Annotated in this window: 25 protein-coding genes; 11 read left to right on the plus strand and 14 right to left on the minus strand. The window is 67.9% G+C overall.

Annotated elements, in window-relative coordinates:
* Positions 1-9: 9 nt before the first annotated feature.
* Both G3I54_RS35930 and G3I54_RS35935 read left to right on the plus strand, forming a co-directional pair.
* Positions 10-879, plus strand: a complete 870-nt coding sequence (locus tag G3I54_RS35930) for a DNA ligase (RefSeq protein WP_164621034.1) — start codon at positions 10-12, stop codon at positions 877-879.
* Positions 880-925: 46 nt separating this feature from the next.
* Positions 926-1,366, plus strand: a complete 441-nt coding sequence (locus G3I54_RS35935; RefSeq protein WP_164621036.1) for a hypothetical protein — start codon at positions 926-928, stop codon at positions 1,364-1,366.
* 37 nt (positions 1,367-1,403) lie between these two features.
* Here G3I54_RS35935 and G3I54_RS35940 read toward each other — a convergent pair whose 3' ends face one another.
* Both G3I54_RS35940 and G3I54_RS35945 read right to left on the minus strand, forming a co-directional pair.
* Positions 1,404-2,027, minus strand: a complete 624-nt coding sequence (locus G3I54_RS35940) for a hypothetical protein (protein ID WP_164621038.1) — start codon at positions 2,025-2,027, stop codon at positions 1,404-1,406.
* The gene (locus tag G3I54_RS35945; protein WP_164621040.1) at positions 2,024-2,680 is read right to left on the minus strand and encodes a recombinase family protein; all 657 of its coding nucleotides are present in this window, start codon (positions 2,678-2,680) and stop codon (positions 2,024-2,026) included. The genes G3I54_RS35940 and G3I54_RS35945 overlap by 4 nt, the downstream gene beginning before the upstream one ends.
* A gap of 718 nt (positions 2,681-3,398) precedes the next feature.
* Between G3I54_RS35945 and G3I54_RS35950 the strand changes: the two genes are divergently transcribed.
* Positions 3,399-3,812, plus strand: a complete 414-nt coding sequence (locus G3I54_RS35950; protein ID WP_164621042.1) for a hypothetical protein — start codon at positions 3,399-3,401, stop codon at positions 3,810-3,812.
* On the opposite strand, the gene G3I54_RS35955 is transcribed toward G3I54_RS35950, so the two are convergent.
* Genes G3I54_RS35955 through G3I54_RS39905 form a run of 7 tightly spaced genes read right to left on the minus strand, consistent with a single transcriptional unit; the run spans position 3,799 to position 8,466 of the window.
* Positions 3,799-5,919 carry a glycerophosphodiester phosphodiesterase gene (locus tag G3I54_RS35955; RefSeq protein ID WP_164621044.1) on the minus strand — a complete coding sequence of 707 codons (2,121 nt, stop codon included), beginning with the start codon at positions 5,917-5,919 and terminating at the stop codon, positions 3,799-3,801. The two genes, G3I54_RS35950 and G3I54_RS35955, sit on opposite strands and share 14 nt — an antisense overlap.
* Positions 5,919-6,218, minus strand: a complete 300-nt coding sequence (locus G3I54_RS35960; RefSeq protein ID WP_164621046.1) for a hypothetical protein — start codon at positions 6,216-6,218, stop codon at positions 5,919-5,921. Before G3I54_RS35960 ends, G3I54_RS35955 begins: the two co-directional genes overlap by 1 nt.
* A complete protein-coding gene (locus G3I54_RS35965) occupies positions 6,218-6,418 on the minus strand; it encodes a hypothetical protein (protein WP_164621048.1) in 201 nt (66 codons plus the stop codon). Before G3I54_RS35965 ends, G3I54_RS35960 begins: the two co-directional genes overlap by 1 nt.
* On the minus strand, positions 6,393-6,683 hold the full coding sequence (locus G3I54_RS35970) for a hypothetical protein (protein WP_164621050.1): 291 nt from the start codon (positions 6,681-6,683) through the stop codon (positions 6,393-6,395). The genes G3I54_RS35965 and G3I54_RS35970 overlap by 26 nt, the downstream gene beginning before the upstream one ends.
* Positions 6,684-6,719: 36 nt before the next feature.
* On the minus strand, positions 6,720-7,091 hold the full coding sequence (locus tag G3I54_RS35975) for a hypothetical protein (RefSeq protein ID WP_164621052.1): 372 nt from the start codon (positions 7,089-7,091) through the stop codon (positions 6,720-6,722).
* Positions 7,092-7,105: 14 nt separating this feature from the next.
* Entirely contained in the window at positions 7,106-7,447 is a 342-nt protein-coding gene (locus tag G3I54_RS35980) for a hypothetical protein (RefSeq protein ID WP_164621054.1), read from the minus strand.
* The gene (locus G3I54_RS39905) at positions 7,444-8,466 is read right to left on the minus strand and encodes a peptidoglycan-binding protein (protein WP_239144737.1); all 1,023 of its coding nucleotides are present in this window, start codon (positions 8,464-8,466) and stop codon (positions 7,444-7,446) included. The genes G3I54_RS35980 and G3I54_RS39905 overlap by 4 nt, the downstream gene beginning before the upstream one ends.
* 173 nt (positions 8,467-8,639) lie before the next feature.
* Between G3I54_RS39905 and G3I54_RS35995 the strand changes: the two genes are divergently transcribed.
* The 8 genes from G3I54_RS35995 to G3I54_RS36030 are packed head-to-tail and all read left to right on the plus strand — an operon-like array spanning position 8,640 to position 11,386.
* Positions 8,640-9,194, plus strand: coding sequence for a 3'-5' exoribonuclease (locus G3I54_RS35995; RefSeq protein WP_164621056.1), 555 nt, complete (start codon positions 8,640-8,642; stop codon positions 9,192-9,194).
* Entirely contained in the window at positions 9,191-9,592 is a 402-nt protein-coding gene (locus tag G3I54_RS36000; RefSeq protein WP_164621058.1) for a helix-turn-helix transcriptional regulator, read from the plus strand. Before G3I54_RS35995 ends, G3I54_RS36000 begins: the two co-directional genes overlap by 4 nt.
* Positions 9,585-9,740: a hypothetical protein gene (locus G3I54_RS36005; RefSeq protein ID WP_164621060.1), complete on the plus strand. Its 156-nt coding sequence runs from the start codon at positions 9,585-9,587 to the stop codon at positions 9,738-9,740. Before G3I54_RS36000 ends, G3I54_RS36005 begins: the two co-directional genes overlap by 8 nt.
* Positions 9,737-10,234 carry a DUF6221 family protein gene (locus G3I54_RS36010; protein WP_164621062.1) on the plus strand — a complete coding sequence of 166 codons (498 nt, stop codon included), beginning with the start codon at positions 9,737-9,739 and terminating at the stop codon, positions 10,232-10,234. Before G3I54_RS36005 ends, G3I54_RS36010 begins: the two co-directional genes overlap by 4 nt.
* Positions 10,227-10,493, plus strand: coding sequence for a hypothetical protein (locus G3I54_RS36015; protein ID WP_164621064.1), 267 nt, complete (start codon positions 10,227-10,229; stop codon positions 10,491-10,493). Before G3I54_RS36010 ends, G3I54_RS36015 begins: the two co-directional genes overlap by 8 nt.
* Complete coding sequence (locus G3I54_RS36020; protein WP_164621065.1) at positions 10,483-10,767, plus strand: hypothetical protein; 285 nt, start codon at positions 10,483-10,485, stop codon at positions 10,765-10,767. Before G3I54_RS36015 ends, G3I54_RS36020 begins: the two co-directional genes overlap by 11 nt.
* Positions 10,764-11,072 carry a hypothetical protein gene (locus G3I54_RS36025; protein ID WP_164621067.1) on the plus strand — a complete coding sequence of 103 codons (309 nt, stop codon included), beginning with the start codon at positions 10,764-10,766 and terminating at the stop codon, positions 11,070-11,072. Before G3I54_RS36020 ends, G3I54_RS36025 begins: the two co-directional genes overlap by 4 nt.
* On the plus strand, positions 11,069-11,386 hold the full coding sequence (locus G3I54_RS36030) for a hypothetical protein (protein ID WP_164621069.1): 318 nt from the start codon (positions 11,069-11,071) through the stop codon (positions 11,384-11,386). Before G3I54_RS36025 ends, G3I54_RS36030 begins: the two co-directional genes overlap by 4 nt.
* A 7-nt stretch (positions 11,387-11,393) precedes the next feature.
* Here G3I54_RS36030 and G3I54_RS36035 read toward each other — a convergent pair whose 3' ends face one another.
* The 5 genes from G3I54_RS36035 to G3I54_RS36055 are packed head-to-tail and all read right to left on the minus strand — an operon-like array spanning position 11,394 to position 17,267.
* The gene (locus G3I54_RS36035) at positions 11,394-11,672 is read right to left on the minus strand and encodes a hypothetical protein (protein WP_164621071.1); all 279 of its coding nucleotides are present in this window, start codon (positions 11,670-11,672) and stop codon (positions 11,394-11,396) included.
* Positions 11,672-13,222, minus strand: a complete 1,551-nt coding sequence (locus tag G3I54_RS36040; protein ID WP_343240507.1) for a hypothetical protein — start codon at positions 13,220-13,222, stop codon at positions 11,672-11,674. The genes G3I54_RS36035 and G3I54_RS36040 overlap by 1 nt, the downstream gene beginning before the upstream one ends.
* A gap of 1 nt (position 13,223) precedes the next feature.
* Positions 13,224-15,059, minus strand: coding sequence for a right-handed parallel beta-helix repeat-containing protein (locus G3I54_RS39170; protein ID WP_203687678.1), 1,836 nt, complete (start codon positions 15,057-15,059; stop codon positions 13,224-13,226).
* 19 nt (positions 15,060-15,078) lie between these two features.
* A complete protein-coding gene (locus tag G3I54_RS36050; RefSeq protein WP_164621073.1) occupies positions 15,079-16,092 on the minus strand; it encodes a hypothetical protein in 1,014 nt (337 codons plus the stop codon).
* A gap of 2 nt (positions 16,093-16,094) precedes the next feature.
* A complete protein-coding gene (locus G3I54_RS36055; protein ID WP_164621075.1) occupies positions 16,095-17,267 on the minus strand; it encodes a siphovirus ReqiPepy6 Gp37-like family protein in 1,173 nt (390 codons plus the stop codon).

The following is a 17,267-nucleotide window of genomic DNA, read 5'->3' on the forward strand; positions in this document are numbered from 1 at the left end:
AATCAGGCTGTGAAGTACCCCATCCGACCCGCCCTCGCCCGAGCCGTACCCACCATCCCCGGCAGGCCCGGCTGGTGGTACGAGCCGAAATTCGACGGGCACCGAACGATCCTCCGGCGCACCGAGGACACCGTCACCCTCTACGCCCGGTCCGGCAGGGTCGTCACCAGCCACTGGATGGACCTCGCCGTCGCCGCCATGCAGCTACCGGCCGGGACCACGCTGGACGGGGAAGCCGTCATCTGGAAGAACGGCAAGGTCGACTTCGCCGCAGCCAAATCCCGGGCCGCATCCACCATCACCCGGGCACGAGCACTCGCCGCACAACACCCCGCCAGCTACGCCGTGTGGGACATCCTCGAACACCCCGAACGCGGGCAGGTCACGGCACTCCCCTACACGGAGAGGCGTCAGCTGCTCGTCGACCTGCTCCACGACATTCCGCCGCCCATCCAGGCCGTGCCCACCACCGACGACCGAGACGTGGCCGTCGCCTGGTACGAGGGCCTCCAGGAACAGGGGATCGAGGGCATCGTCTGCAAGAAGGGGACGGCCCCGTACCCGCTCGGCCGCCGAAACTGGACCAAGGTCCGGCACGCCGACACCGAAGACGCGCTCGTCGTCGGCTACCTCGGACCCCGGCGCCGGCCACACCGGCTCGCACTCGTCGTCGGGGATGAGGGCGGGCCCATCCGGCTGTCCGCACGGCTCGACCCCGTATTCGCAGGGCGGATCGGCAACGCGCTCGCTGCGGCCGAGGCGCTCGGGGAACGGCGGGCCGAGGGGGAGGCGTGCACCCGGGTCGAGACCGACCTCGTCGTCGAGGTGCTCGCCGGCTCCGGCAGGCACGGGACGCTCACCGTCACCCGCATGCGGTAGCAGCCGGCCCCCGGTACCGATCCAGCGCCGCCGTCGTTGAACTGGCATGAGTCGAAAGAAGCGTCCGCCGACCCGGACAGGAAAGCGGCTCCGGTGCAACCGGTGCGGCTGCTACGCACCCAAGGACCTCACGTCCAAAGCCGCCGAGAACTGGAGCGGTAAGCACGAGGGCGGCAAGATCGTGCTCATCCTGTGCCCCCTGTGCCAGACCCCGCTGGAGCATGCAGCGGCCGAAGCGAATGACGCCGAGCTGGCCGTCGCCCGCGCCGATGGCGGGCAGTTCCTGCCGGACCCGGTGCTGTGCATCACCGGCACTCTGGAAAACCCCGGGACCGTCCTGTACGGCCGTGGCCACCTCCAGCGCATCAGCGTGGGTGGACAGGCCGAGAATCTGGGCCTCGTCCAGCTCCCGCCCGACACCCGGTGCGAGCCCGTTGTTGGCGGGGTGGTGGTCTACATGCCCGGCCAGCGGCTCCCCCGGCCCTGACTCCGGGAGCGGCGGTTCCAGCGCTTATCAGCAGGTTTCATGTAGCTCTAGCCGTAGCGGCTTCTCCCAGCTCGGCCGGGTCCAGCAACCGCAGTGGCGAGCGCCAAGGTTGCGGGCAGCCGCTTTCCACGGCCAGATGCATGAGCGTCCGGCTTGGAAGCGTGTAGCCGACTTCTAGCGGTACGCGCCATGGACGGACCTCGAAGGGTGCATGCAAGGAACCATGGATGCCCTGCTGGTGGAGCGTGCGGACCCCGAGCGCGCGCCAAAAGTTGACGGTCTGGTCCCACCAGAGCGTGCCGTCGCTATCGGCGCCGTTCTGCGACCTGTCCAGGTCGGCATGGAACGGGGCGCCGAGGTTCCGTAGCCGTGCCGCGTTTCCGTGCCGATCCGCGTCCGGGCCAGGCGTCTCCCCGATCGCGATGCGCCTACGGACGATGCGCCCGTAAGCCAGGCCGTCGAGAACATCAATGAGAGCAGCGACCTGGTGCGCAGGCCAGTAGGCAGGGTCCTGTGGCGTCTGCCCCACCCATGCGATGAGTTGGCGGTTATAGGTGCCCTCGTAGAGCGATGCGGACATTTTAGCCAGCGTCAATGCACTGTCGGGGTCCGCCTGGCGCTCCTCTAGCAGCACCTGGGCAGCATCCTCATGAACGGTCACTTCTCCTCCAGCTCTGCAAGCGGTGTGGCCGCCGTTGTCGGCCGATGGCCAGCCCGAAGCTCCGGCACGTACTTGTAGATGGTGGTGCGGCTGACGCCGAGGAGCTTGGCGATCGAGCTGATCGACGCCTCGGGGTCGGCAAGCATGGAGCGGGCGTGCCGGATCTGCTCCTCCGTCATTGCTGGTGGCCTGCCGAGTCGTTGCCCGCGGGCCCGTGCGGCGGCCAGCCCCTCGTGGGTGCCTTGGACGATGAGCTCGCGGATGAACTCGGCGAGGGCGGCGAAGACGTGGAAGACGAGCCGGCCGCCCGGTGTGGTGGTGTCGAGAGCCTCATGCAGCGAGCGGAAGCCGATGCCGCGTTTGCGTAGTCCGGCGACGATGGTGATGAGGTCTTGGATGGAGCGGCCGAGTCGGTCGAGCGACGGGACGACGAGGGTGTCGCCTTCGCGGAGGTAGTCGAGGGCCTTCCGGAGCTCTTCGCGCTCGGTGTTCTTGCCGGACTTCTTGTCGGAGAAGGTCCGTTGACAGCCTGCGGCTTCGAGGGCGGCGATCTGGCGGTCGAGCTTCTGGCCCTTGGTGCTGACGCGGGCGTAGCCGATGAGTGCGCCTCCGCCTCCGACGGGATCGAGGAGGTCTTGGGTGTCGAGGTCCATGCTCCATTGTCCAATAAAGGGCGTAGGTATGTATATGGACATCGAGATTTTTTGCACACCCTTTTTGGACAACCGCGCGTGCCGTTATGCCCGGTTCGATCCCCGACTGTTCAAGTAGCCATCAATCGATCGATTGATGGACGGTCACGGTCCGCGACACCGCCAGGAGGCTCGACGAGAGCGCCTGGGCCGACGTTATGCGCTAGCTCTGTTCGGAACGGTTACCTATCCCCAGACCGAACAACTTCCCCGAGCAGACCGGCAGCACTGCGCCCCGCCCTCGGATGAGAGCGGGGCGCAGGTGTGCCCACCTCTCCCCCACTGTTTGGTCACAACTCCGTCACCACCAGAACATGTGGGACCACGGGGCGCGGCCGGGTGGCTACGGTCGGCGTCCGTAGAGCACCTGTGGGGGATGGATCATGCGTACTCGTACTGCCGCCGGAGCAGCCCTGCTCCTTGTTGCCGCGCTCGCAGGTTGTGGGGCAGAGGAGAGCGCCCCGTCCGACAAGAAGCCGCCGGCCAAGGCCAGCCCGTCCGTTGACTGTTCGGACACGAGGCTTGGCCAGGCCGAGTGGGTGGAGAAGTGCGCGGGCGACAGTGAAGGGGCGGGAACGGGCGGCGACGGTACTGACGGTGCTCCGCCGGTCGATGAAACGGTGCACGTTCTGGGTGAGCCAGCTCTGACTGTCGGCGACGAGGGGCGGGCGTTCTAGAGATGACGCCGACCAGCGTCGTGTTCGCGAAGGAGAGCGACGGGAACGCCCCGGCGAAGGACGTCTTCGTGGTCGTCACGGTGAAGAAGCGGCCCACAACCGCAGCCCCAGCCGACGAGTCGTCGCCGATGGGGCCCGGTGGTTGGCAGTGGAAGGCCCCGGATGGGCAGGCCCTGAACGAGGGCGACGGGGAGTCGTACAACGTGGTTCTGGGCGACTTCAACACGTCCGGCACGATCCAGCCGGGCAGCTTCGTCTGGGACGCAGAGGCGTTTGACCTCACTGCGGCGCAGGCGAAGGGTGGGACGCTCGTCTACGTCGACGGTGAGGGTACGGCCCACCAGTGGAAGATGCCCGAGCAGGACAGTGGGCCGCAGGTCGCCGAGGTGAAGAAGGATCTTTCTACAGTTGGGTGATCAGTAGGTTCCGCCAGAACGGCCTGGACGCCACGTCAGTGATGCTGCCGTTGCTGAGCCCGAAGTAGCCACCACGGTAGGAGGCGTCCGCGATGGGTCCGGTGGCCCAGGCGGCGTTGCCGAGTCGGCGGGCTTCGATCGTGGTGGGTGTGACGTCGATCTGGATGGTCATGGACTGCCCGGCGACGGCGGCGTCGGTGGCGATGTCTGCGACGCCGAGTTGGATGCCGCCGGTCTGGGTGGTGACGTGCCGGTACAGCCTGAGGACCCCGTTGTGGCGGAGGATGAGGTGGTATCCGTTGCTGGGGTTGATGGTGTTGAACTCGTAGGGATCGTCCGACGCCTTCCCCAGGTAGAGGCCGCCATGGACGGCAAGGTCCGCGGTGTTGATCTGGTCGTACTTCATTTCGACCTGGATCCGGTACCCGCCGGCCCCGGGGACGATGGGGCAGTAGCGGCCGAGCCCGTAGGTGCCGCGGGCCCGGTTGATGGACACCCAGCCGCCGGTCTCGGAGAACTTGAGCGCCGCGGTCTCGTTGTAGTCGGTTTGTGGTGTGCCGCCGGATTCCTTGACCTGCTGGTCCCATCGGGACGCGGTGGCTTGTGCGGTGGTGCCGCGCACGTACACCGGGTCCGACGACATGAGGCCGACCACCCCGTCGGCTTCCAGGGCGGCGCGCTGCGACCGGCGGTACACGGGCCAGCTGAAGACAGGTTTGTTCCCCGGCCGCTGCACGATCTCCTTTCGCCGAGCGGACGGCATGGACGTGGAGACACCCCAGTAGTCCACCAGGCTGTCCTTGCCGTCGAGAACGGCGTTGCTGGACCCGTCGTCGACGTAGCACCAGGTGCGGTAGCCCTGCTGCTTGGGCCAGGTGAAGCTGGTGCCCACGTGGGCCTTCCAGATCACGCTGGCTGGCGCGTGCGGGTACGACGTGGAGAGCAAGGTCTGGAGGGGCACGACAGCGTCGTTGCCCTTCGGCTCCAGGAAGAGGACGACGCGGCCGAGGTACTTGTCGAGCATCCGCCGGAGGGGCACCATCGGCTGGTCCGTCCAGCCCTGCCCGAGCATCACCCTGCCGTTCGTCAGGACGCGCTGGGCGACCCCGGTCGACGGATAGGTGTTGAGCGCCCCGGTGTTGTACGTCGTCCGGTCGAGCGTCAGGTCGTGGAGGCACCACAACTGCCCCTCGGAGTCGACGTTGACGCTGAGTTCCATGGCCTGGATGCCGTGGGCGATCGCGTAGTCGTAGGCGGCCTCGGTGTGCTCCGGGCACACCATGCCGGCACCCCGGTGGCCGAAGACTTTGGTGCCGGGCTGGGCCATGAAGCTGTCGACGGTGAGCAGGGCCTTGGGGAGGTACAGGCCGGCGGCTGCGGTGGCTGCCGCTGTCACGGCGGCGCTCTGCGCGTTGCCCGCTTTCGTCGCAGCGTCGGCGGCGGCCGTGGCGATGGCTGCGTCGCGTGCTGTGTTCGCTTTCGCGGCGGCGTCGGCTGCGGCGGTGCTGACAGCCGAGGCTTGGGCCGCTGTGGCTGCGCCGGCCGGATCGTAGGCGGCGTCGGCGCGGGCGACTTCGGCGACGAGACCCTGGGTGACGGTCTCGTCGGTGTATTCGTTGGCCGCAGCAATGTCTCCGGGCGGGCCGACGAGGCTCGCCAGGAAGTCGTCTTCGGTGCCATCGTTGCCGGCCCGCCGCCATGCGTCGTAGGCAGATTCGCCTGGGACGGCGAGGTACTGGGTGAGGTCGGGGGCGAGCTGCTGGACGGCACCGAGATCAACCTCCTCTGCGTCCGCGTCCAGGGCGAAGTAGAAGTGGCGGGGCTGCTGTCCGTTGATCTGCTCGATGCCGAGCCACGCCCACATGGTCGGGTTGGCCCCGTCGACGTTGGTGGGGAGGAGCCGTACCTGTTCGCCGTCGCCGTCGACGAGCTGCCCGTCGACGAACCGGTAGGTGCCGCCACCTGTGAACACGCCCTCCTGCCCGGGGATGCGGATCGCGGGGACGGTCGGCATGAGCTGGAGGGCGCCTTCGCCGGGGCCGCCGCCGACCGGGGAGGTGACGCTATAGCGGACGGGGACGGACGGGACGCCCTCGGGGAACGGCATCAGTGCTCCTGGTGGCGTTGGGCGCGGATGACCATGACGGTCCGCTGGATGAACAGGGCGGCGATCGCGAGGACAACGGCTGTCCGCAGGACGCGGAGCGGCCAGAACTCAGGCCATGCGGTGATGGTGACGGTGTAGGCGCTGAGTGCGGTGACGGCGGCCCCGAAGCTCATGAGGTGGCGGCCGGTCTTGGACCGCCACCAGGGGGCGAGGAGGTGGTAGGTGGCCATGAACGTCAGTCCTGCTCCGGCTGTGATGGCGGAGGTGATGACGTTCAGGATTCGGTCCCAGGTGCCCATCACTGGCCGCCGCCTTCCATGACTGCTCTGATCTTTGCCTCGAAGTGGTTTTCGTGCCGGAGGGCCCGGAGGCGGGCGCTGAGCTGGGTTGCCTCCGGGCGCTGGCGTTCGAGTTCGCTGTTGGCCTTTTCGGCTCGTGCGATGGCCTTCTTGGCGTCTGTCGGCCTGGTCTTCTTACGGCGCCACAGTTTGATCACCATCGGCTGTCACCTCCCCGCGCGGCAGGGAGTCGAGGAGGTGTACGCCGGTGCGGGACAGTTCGATGAGTTCACTGTTCTGGCGCATGGCTTCGACGCGGGCTTTTTCGCTTTCGCCGTGTGCGGTGCGCCAGTCGTTGCGGTCCTCTTTGAGGTCGTCGTAGGTGCGTCTTGGTACGAGGCGGCCGGTGAGGACCATGAGGACGACGACCACGAGGAGGGCGGCGGCTCCGAGGTCGGCGGGCTTGAATCCGAACAGTTCAGCCATCCGCTGCCTCCCGGGGTGTGTTGTGCATGACCTGGGTTAGGCCTGCTGTTTGACGGGGCTGGTCTGTTCGATGCGGGTGGTCGGTACGGGGGCTTCGACGGCGGGTCGTTCGATGACGATGAGGACGGCGGACACGAACGCCATCCATCCGGCTTGCTGTTCGACGGTCATGTCGAGGCCGAAGCCGACGAAGAGGGCGAGGCCGGCGGAGGCGGCCTGGAGGAGGGCGGCGTAGAGGGCGCCGTTCTTGAGGACGATGGCGGAGGCGACGGCGACGGCGCAGGCGAGGAAGGTGTTGATGAGGGTCTGTTGCGTCTCGGATACCTGGATGCCGTAGCCGGCGAGGAGCTTGAGGAGGACGGCGATCGCGCCCAGGATGGCGACGGGTTCGCGGCCGAAGATCTTCATGGTGGTCTCGTTTCTCAGACGGGCTGGGCGAGTGCGCGGCAGCCGATGACGGTTCCGGAGGCGTTGCGGACCTCGCGGTAGGGGACGAGGAGGTCGCCGCGCCGGTCGGCCAGGGCGAGGGCGACGACGAGGGACACGATGTACTGGTAGCCGTCCTGCTTGGGCGGCAGGTTCTGTGCGTGCCCGAACTCGACGAGCACGGGCCACATGCCGCTGCTCACTTCGTTGGTGGCGAGCCGGGCCGGGGTGGGTTCGGGCTCGTAGACCTTCATGAGGTGCGCGTCGAGGTCGTCGCTGCCGTCTTCGCGTTCTCCCCAGTACAGGCGGACGGGGTGTGGCGTCAGGTTGAGGATCACTTCGGCACCTGCAGCTTGTCCCAGGTGGTTTTGCCGGGGGGCCACTTGGCGGCGGTGCCGCTGTAGCCGCACTTGCGCTGCCAGGCTTCGTAGGAGTCGACGTCGGCTTGGCCGAGTTCGGGGCCGGGGCCGACCTTGTACTTGCCGCAGCCGACGGCGACGAGGCGCTTGCCCATGGCGGTGAAGATGGGGGACTTCTTGCCGAGAGCGGGCCGACTGCCGTTGAGGAAGAAGCTGGCCCCGGGGTACGGCTCACGCTTCGCGGCGGGGGGCTTCGTGCCGGAGTCCGGCTTGCTGGTCGCGGGAACCTTGAGCTTTTGGCCGATGCTGATGGCGTTCGGGTCCTTGAGCCCGTTGAGCTTCGCCAGGGCGTCCACGGTGGTGTTGTGTGCGGTGGCGATGCGGGTGAGTGTGTCGCCCTTCTTCACGGTGTATGTGCCGCTGCTGGTCGGGGGCTTGGTGCTGGGCTCGTCGTCGCCGCCGGGGCGGGGTGCGCCTTTCTGGACCCAGGCGTAGAGGGGGCCGCCGGGGCAGGCGGTGGCGTAGCCGTCGCGGTGCCCCTTGATCTCGTTGCTCGCGCCGTTGCCTCGCATGAGGTCGATGCCGTCGCGGATCGCGGAGAGCATGGCGTCGGTGGGTTCGGTGAGGCCGCTGCTGCCGACGAGTCCGACGATGGCGTAGTGCGCGATGTTGAGGGCCTGGTTGCCGTTTGCGCCGGTTCGGCGACGTAGGCCGCGTCCTTCGAGGAGGTAGCCGTGGGGGCATCCGGCGTAGTTGTAGGCGACGTCCGAGTAGCCCTCGGCCTTGTTGGCGAGGTGGCTGCGGCGGATGTCCTTCCAGAGGGTGAGGCATTCGCCGTGGTCGGCGAGGAGCTTCGTGCTGACGGGCGACCCGAGGTAGTGGACCTTGACGCCCTTGGTGGTGGTCTGGGTGGGGGCGGCGGAGGTGGGCCATCCGAGTTGGGCTCTGGTGACGAGCTTCATGGGTGTCTCCTGCGTGGCGACGGAGGGCGTCAGCATGACCGTTGACCTTTGAATCATAGGCTTTGTAATCGCATATGCCTACGATTCCAAGGTTCAGGGGTTATGGTGCACCTAGGTCGTTGCCGCGAGGCGACCTCTTGGTGGCTGGCCTGGCCGTGCGGGTCTGGGCCAGCCACCCCAACCCGCACCCACCCGCACCGGAGGCGGACATGACCGCTATCGATTACGACCTTGAGTTCCTCGAAGACGGCCGCACCATCGAGCTGATCTCCATCGGGATGGTGTGCGACGACGGGCGCGAGTACTACGCCGCAAACCGGGACATGCCTGTGCGGCGGATCCGGAAGCACCCGTGGCTGATGGAGAACGTCGTGCCGCACCTGCCCAAGGGGCACGGCGACCTGCGGAACAGCATGTCGAAGCGCTGGCTGTTCCACTACGGCGATCCCCGGGTGAAGTCCCGCAAGACCATTGCCGCCGAGGTCGCCGCGTTCATCCAGGCCACCGACGACGTCGAGCTGTGGGCGAACTACGGGGCCTACGACCACGTAGCGCTCGCCCAGCTCTGGGGGCCGATGATCGCCCTGCCGGACGGGGTGCCGATGTTCACCCACGACATCCAGCAGGAGGCCCGGCGGCTCGGATTCGACTGGGACGAGCTGCCGAAGCAGGAGGCCGGGGAGCACAATGCTCTCGCTGACGCCCGCCACAACCAAGCTGTGCGGCGCTGGCTCGCCCGGCATGCTTGGAGGGGCGCATCGTGACCCCCGCCGAGCAGGTAGCTGCGAACGTGAAGCTGCTCCGCACCCGACGCGGTTGGTCCCAAGACGAACTGGCCGAACGGGTGGGCCACAACTCCTCACAAGCTGTCTGGAGCGCAGAAGTTGGGCGGCGGCGCATCACGGTCAACGACCTCGTCGACTTCGCCGCCGCCTTTGGTGTCACCCCTGAGCGGCTCATGTCCGACGATCCGGACGCGGACAGCGTCCCGGTGTACGAGGTGACCACCGACGACGGCGCAGCCCAGAGCATCGCCGCCGACACCGTCGACCCGGGCGAGACGTGGGCGTCGTTCTACCTGCGGGAGACCCGAGTGTTCCTCGCCCCGACGGCCCGCATCCTCGGCATACGCCTGATCACGGAGGAGGCCCCGGATGCCTGAGCCGACCGACCCCATGACCGAGCTGGCCGCCGCAGCCGTGCAGCTCCACGAGATGCACCAGGCATACGTTGCCGCCGGGTTCACCGAACAGCAGGCCCTGGAACTCGTGAAGGCCGTCATCGTCGCCAACGTCGGAGGCGGGACATGAGCGACCGCAAGCTTCGGCTGAACCAGATCCGGCGGCAAGGCGCGCCGGAGGAAGTGATCACGGTCGCCGAGTGGGACGTCACGCCCGGACTGCACGAATGGATCACCGAGGAGGTCCAGAGGCGGGAGCAGGCCGCCCGCAACCACCAGCAGACATGCGGGTCCTGGGAGTACGACGACTGCGCCCACGAGGTACGGGATCAGGTCAACTCAGGCACGGTAGCCACGGTCTACCGCAACGGAACGGGCGACTTCATAGCCCTCAACGACCCTGACGACGCCCTCCGCCGCTGCGCAGCCGACCGGCGGATCCTCGCCGCGCACCCGTACACCACCCAAGTCATCAACCCCAGCTACGGGCCACGCAGTGCCGGGTTCGGGTGCGAGACCTGCCACGACTGGGATGGAGTCCCCGAAGGGCGCGGCAACTGCCCCACCATCCTCGCCCTCGCCGAAGCCTACGGACTCGACGACGAGGAGACCGACGATGACTGACGACCGGGAGAAGGCCGCCTACCAGCGGCTCGAAGCAGCAGTCGAGGAAGTCTGCCGCCTGGAAGGCTACAAAGGCGTCCTCACCGAGTGGGTGGTTATCGCCGCGTCTCAGCGGTACGACGAGGAAGGTGACGGCATCACCCAGGTCGGCACCCTCCTTCCCAGCGGAGGCGGCGCGATCCCCCACCACCGGGTGATGGGGCTCCTCGACTTCGTCCAGACCCGCATGCGAGCCATAGCAGCAGCCGATGACGACTGAGACCCATGAGGGGGACAACGTGAGCAGCAGCCCCGCACCCGACCCCCACCCGATCCTTGTGGCGCTCTTCTCGGTAGGCCACACGCCGGAGCGGGCAGAGCACGCGGCCAAGACTGTTCTCGAACAGCACGCCCGCTACCTCGCCAACAAGCAGCGCACCCACTTCGGCGTCGGCAACGCCCCCGTCAAAGCCCACTGCTCCGGTGGGTGCGACTTCTGCCGGGGCGTGGCCAGCGCCGCCGACCTCATCGACCCGGAGGTGCCGCAACCATGACCGAGGCCAGCCTCACCACCACGGTGCCCGCCCCTCCGGACGACGACCCGTTCTGGGACAGCCCGTTCCACGACCAGGTCAAGGACTGGCTCCAGGCAAACAACATCGAACTCCGGATCCCCCGCCGCGACATCACCATCACAGGGCCGCCCGGCAACCGGACCGTCCGCTACACCGCGTTCGTGTTCAACGCCGACGGGCACGTTCGGGTCGACCCGGACAACGAAGGCGAACCGCTGGCGGAGGAGCGCACCGCGCCGTGCCTCGTCGAACCGCCCGCCGTGATCACCGAGGAGGCGACGTGAGCGGCGGCAGCTACAACTACCTGTGCTACTCGGGGGATCTTGAGGACATCAACTCGCGCAGGTACGACCTCGAACAGATGGCAGCCCGCCTCGCGGGGCTTGGCTACGCCCAGGACGCAGCCCGTGAAACGGAGGAGCTTCTCCTCCTGCTACGCCAGTGGGAGGTCCGGGCCGCCACGCGCATCCAGCGCCTCACCACCGTATGGAAAGCCGTCGAGTGGTGGGACTCCAGCGACTGGAGCGAGGACCGAGTTCGCGAAGCCCTCGCCAAATACCGTGGCGAACCGGGCAAGCCCGAAGTGGACCCGGCGTGACAGCCGCCTAGGAAACGCGTCCGACGACCACGCCCAGCTGCTGCCCGTAGGCGGCCCGGTACTGGTCCGGTGTCCACGCCCGGCCCGCCGCGAGGAACACCGGATCCACCCGGGCACCACCCACCACCTGCTCGTCGGCGACCAGCACCCACCCCACCACCGGACCACCGCCCGGCACCCGGGCGGTGTCCGTGCCGGGCGGGGCGGTCACCTCGACCCGCAGCCCGCCGAACGCCGGAACCATCCCCAGAACGCCGCCCGCCTCGGGTCCCACCAACAGCGGCATCAGAACCTCCGGATCAGACGCAGCGACGAGGCATACGTGCCGCCACCATCAAGCCGGGAAGCACCACCAAGATCCCCGAACGTTGGGCCGTTCGGGGTCTTCCGCGAGTTGATGAACCGGTGCTGGCCCAGCGAGTCAACGCCCAGATAGATACCGTTGTGATCAAGCTGCCCCTCCGCCTCACCACCACCAGAGGTCGCATCGAAGTGAGGCACGTCCCCAATCCGCAGGTTCGTCAACGCAGGAGCAGCACCGGTCGCCTGGGCAACGACCACCCCCGGTCCACTCGGCCCGATGTCCTTCGTCTGCCGAGGCAGGTTGATGCCGTCGAAGTCCAGGTTCCGGACCACAGGGATACCCATGTGGAAGCCATAGACCATCCGGACAAGCCCGGAACAGTCCAAGCAGCCGGACTCCCCTGCGCCGGCGGTCTGCGTTTCGCCGTTGGGGAAGGTCCAGTTGAGGCCCATGTAGTCGTGGAAGTCTGCGCCTTCGATGGGAGTTCCGGCACTGTCGAGGGGCCCGTAGTTGGCCTGGCCGGAGACCTGTGCGCCGGATAGGGCTGGGCTGGTTACCGGGGGGGCGCCGGTGATGTACATCGTCGCGTAGCCGAGAACATCAGGGCTGGTGTCAACCGCCCAGCGGCGGATCTGTGCGGCAAGCGCATCGGTCCACGTGCCGTTGAACGGCTCCGGGAGGGTCCGGACCCACGTGTTGTGGGTGACGGTGGGGATGGTTGCCCAGCTGCCGGAAACAACCCGAAGGTCGTCAACGTGAACCGTGCGCGGCAACCCCGTGGATCCGGTGGATGCGAGGGCGCGGAACCCGACGCGGCCGGACGGGTTCGCGGTGTCGGTGACGGAGTGGAGCCACGTCCCAGGCTCGGCTGTGCCGTCCTTCCACGCCCGGCAACGGATCGTCGACCCGGTACGCTGCGCCCGGATCCTCCACCAATCTCCCGCCGTGAACCCCGTACCAACCTGGGTGACAGCACCAACAGCCGTGACTGTGCCGGCGACTTCCGTCTCCAGGGCGAGCTGGACGACGCCTGCCGTGGTGACGAGGAGACGCGCCCGGTTGGAGTTGTTCGTGTCGGTGTAGCCGAACGAGAGGCCGATGCTCGTGGTGGCCCCGGCGGGCACGGTGGCGACGGTGACCTTGGCGGTGACATCAACGTCGGTGAGGGTGTCGACGATCGTGGTGTGGCGACTGCTATTGGCGACGTCACAGGAGATGACGCCGACGCTGCCGTTGACGGTATAGAGGGTGGCGGTGCCGGACTGTGACCAGGTTCCGCCGCCGGGGCTTGTGCCGAAAGTGGAAGCGGAGGTGCGGGTGAATGCATCGGTGAAGGACCGCTTGTTCTCCGCGAACGTGCGGGTCGGGCCGCGCATGGTGACGGTTTTCGCCCCGACGGTGAGGGTCGCGAGGACACCGCCCGCATCGGAGACCCGCAGCAGGTCCGGTGGCCCGGCCACCGCTTCGGTGGTAAGCGCACCAACCGCAGGTTGGTACGGCACGTTGTCGTCGAGAACAGTCAGTGCAGCCACGTCACACCCCCTGTACGTCGACCTGGATGGTGACCGCGGCTGGTGTGCCGGTCACCGATCGGACAGCCACGGCGAGCGTGTCCCCGGCCGCCATCGTCTCGTTCTGCACACCGGGCCCGGCCAGCCACGTGTCCGCTGTGGACAGCGACAGGTTCGTCGCCAGGAGGTCAGCACCGTTCTTCGTCGCGTTGATCGAGACACCGGTGCCGCCGACCCGGTAGCCGCGCACCGCGGTGACCGTGCAGGCCTTCGGTGCCCGCCAGATCACATAGGTTGCTGCGCCGGCCGGGGCGGTGACGACCAGCGCCTTGGACACAGACGCGGTGAACGGCAGCGTGCGCACCGGGGCGTTCGTGGGGCCAGACGCGTAAGTCACGTTGGCGCCGACCGCCAGGGTTCCGGTGCTGGTGGAGTGGAATCCCTGCGTGGCGGCGTGGAGGTATCCGTTGTCGACCTGGACGAGTGTGGAGGCTCCGGTGACGGAAAGCCCGTATTCGGGGCTGTTCGTGCTGGCCCCGCCATCGTCGACTCCCGGGTAGCAGGTGATGCCGGTGATGACGACGGGAACGGTGGCGGCTGCAACGGCGAGACCGGCGTATCCGCCGCCCCCCGCACCGCCGTTGCGACCGTCGCGGCGGGTCATCAGCCCGTCGATGAGGATGGGGGTGTTGCCGGTGGCGTCGATGAGGACCCCGTGCTGCCCGTTGCGGTCGGTGGAGCAGCCGGTCATCTGCATGCCACCGGAGCCCTGCCAGTCACCCCACGCCCCGGTGATGCGGTACCCGTGGGAGCCGTTCCATTCGGTACGGCAGGCGACGAGCTGGGCGTTCGTGCAGTTCGTGAGAACGATGCCCTGCGCCCAGCAGCCGATGACCTGGACGTCGTCCAACGTGATGTCGGTGTTGCCGTTGATGAGAAGCCCGTTGGCGTGGCAGTTGTCGACCATGACATGCCGAAGCCGCCACGAGAACGGGAACACCCCGTCTGTGCGGGAGGCGGTGACGATGCCGTTGTTCGGCATCTGCCGGATGCACACGTCGTCGAGGATTATGTTCTGCACGTTGCCCTTGGCGAAGATCCCGTCGATGCTGCTGCCGGTCAGTTGCGACCCGTCGATCATCAGGTTTCGCAGGCGCTGCTCACCGTTGATGTCCGGGTGCTCGCCGTCGTCCTCGCCGACGATCTGGATGACGCAGTCGCCATCGAAGGCCGGGTCCGGCTGGATCCAGCACGCCGAATCCTCGTCGGTCATTCCCGGGCCGACCATCAAGTTCGAGTGGGATCCGTGCAGCGTGATGCCCATCGGCAGGTCGAGGGTCTCCGTGATCCGGTACACACCAGCCGGAAAATAGACCACGCCACCAACCGGGCATGCGGCGATCGCGGCGAGGATCGCCGGGGTGTCATCTGCGGCCCCGTCGCCGACCGCGCCGTGTGCTGCCACCGTCTGCCAGTCCAGCGCCCCCGACACCTGGCTCGGGCTGATGCGGCCTCCGGAGTCCAGGGACGGCCACCCGCCGGGCTGGTCGCGCTGTGCCAGGTGCTCCTGGAGGATCTGCCCGAGGTCGACGGCCGCGGCGGCGTACCGGCGCCCGTACCCGAAGTCCATGAACACGTTGGTGACATCGTCGGGCCCGTAGAACGCGACCGCACCGTCGCCATCGGCGGTGACGGTGGCGATCGGGGCGCCGTTGAGGTCGGTCAGGTCGGTGAGCTGGGTGCCGCCGGCCGCGGCGGTCCACACGGCACCGGTGGCGCCGGGGCGGACGAGGAGCTGGTTTCCGACGCGCTCCATGGCGTAGTCGGATGTGGATCCCCCGAAGAGTCGGCGAGGCATGTGGTGTTCCTTTCGGGGGTCAGGCGAGCCAGTAGGAGCCGTCGATGGTGAGGATGTCGCCGGTCCGGATGTTCCACGGCTTGTTCGTGTAGACGGAGAACGCGTTGGGGGTGGCTGTGCTGCTGAGGCTGTTGCTCATCGCGTACCGCAAGCGGGCGATCTTCGTGGTGGACGAGGTGGGGTAGATGACCGCCTGACCGATGCCGCCGCCTTCGTCGTTGTTGCTTGTGTAGGCCCAGTTGAGGATGGCCCGGTGGTTGTAGGCGGCCGGGTAGCCAGGCGGCAGCGACACCATGATCGGCTCGGTGGAGGCGGGCGGGTTCGCCGACGGCACCACGTGAATGACCAGGTCGACGCGCTTCCCACGCACGGTGTACCGGCCGATGTTCGTGGCCGCTGTACCCCAGTGGAAGTTGCTGCCGCCGACGCTCCACTGCGGGGTGTAGTAGTCCTCCTCAACACCGGGCGACGACACCCACTGCCAGCCCGCACCGTCGCCGACGTACACCTTGGTGCCCTCGACGAGGAGCTGCCCCCGCACGCTGGGCCGACGAGCGCCGGGAATGCCGGGGACGGCTCCGCGGTCGGTGAACCAGCGGCGGTCGAGGACGTTCACGGCGGTGACGACGGAAGATCCGGCGGCGATGGTGCACTGGGCGAGAGGAATCTCGTAGTCGCCGTTTTCGTCGGCAGCGAGAGTTGGCGCGCTGGTGCCGCCGGTCTTGTAGAAGGCGCGGACGGTTTTGGCGCTCATGGAGGCGCGGAGGATGACCGTGTCGATGCGTGCGGCGGATCCGGCGTTCGCGGTGACCGGGATGTTCTTGGCGGCGTCGTTGAGGTAGTAGAACCCGTTGACGAACGCCTCCCCCGGTTGCAGGGCCACGTTACCGCTGCCGTTGCCCGTGACCTTCAGGGCCGTGTCGGCGGGGTCGGAGGCGTGAACACCATCGAGCCCCCACCGGCGTGCCATACGGGACCATTGGGACTGGGTGGCGATCGGGGCGTCGTCGAACGGCGCACTGAACTCGGCCATGCTCAGGCCGCCTTCCTGGTCTTGACTCTGCCCAGGTCTCGTTTGAGCTGGGCGAGGAACTGGTAAATGCGGGCGACCGCGCCGTCACCGCTACTGGATCCGACGGCGGCCTTCACGGTGGTGCCCTCTCCGGCGGTGCAGGTGAGGGTCACTTCGCGGACCACGTCGGTCATCCACGATTCGCGGACCATCGCGGACACGGTGTCGCCAACTTGGTAGTCGCGGCCGTAGCGGAGGAGCGGGATATCGATCGGGCTGATCGCCAACGACCCCTGCCCGGCACCCGACGTGAGGGCTTCCTCGGCAGCCTGGTCCATCTGCGCCACGAGGTCGACGGACGCGGTGTCGACGCTGGTGAGGTCGACAAACTGCTCGATGACCAGCCCGGGAAACAGAGGGTCGGTGCGGTCGTAGGTCTTGCACTGCCGGGGCGAGGACTGCCCGCCTGCGACGACGACCGCGCGGGTGCACGTGGGCGGCGTGGTGGTGTAGTTGGCGTCGGTGAGGTTCCCCAGCCGGAACGCGAACCGGGCGGTGCCGGACCGGTCGGTGGGTTCGTACACCTGGAACTGGAGGCCGGAGCCGACCTGGACGATGCGGAAGCCGAGCCCGGCGGCGTTCGCGATGTCGGTGAGGACGGTGAGGAGGCTGTCGAACTGGTTGAGCTGCCGAGTGATCGTCGGCCCACGGTTCCCGTCGGTGGCGAGCGTGAGGAGCGGGTTCTTCCGGGCGGCCAGGGCGCCGGGTCCGGCGTTGACGTTGACGAGGGTCCGCATGGCGGTCTCGGCAACCACAGCACTGATCTTGTAGACGGCGTCGGCCTGCGAGCCGATGGCGCTGCCGGGGGCGGGCCAGCAGGTGTAACGGGCCAGCACCTCCGTGTCGGACACCCCGCCGACGGTCAGCTTTCCCTCGCCGGAGTCGTCCTTGGAGCGGGACCAGTCGACGGTGCGAATCGGCCCGGAGTCGACCAGCGTGCCGTCTGCGGTGCGGATGATGAGCCCGTTGCCCTCGGCCAGCAGGTTCGCCTTGCCGGAGTCGGCTGAGATCTCCAGGACGAAGCTGCCGATGGCGTTGTAGCGGGGGATGACGGTGAGGCTGGTGTAGTCGTCGATCTGCCCGATGCGCTCCAGGGCAGCGTTGCGGACGTAGACGCGAAGAGCGGTGCTCGGCAT

Source organism: Streptomyces sp. SID14515 (assembly GCF_010548505.1).
Lineage (GTDB): Bacteria > Actinomycetota > Actinomycetes > Streptomycetales > Streptomycetaceae > Streptomyces > Streptomyces caviscabies.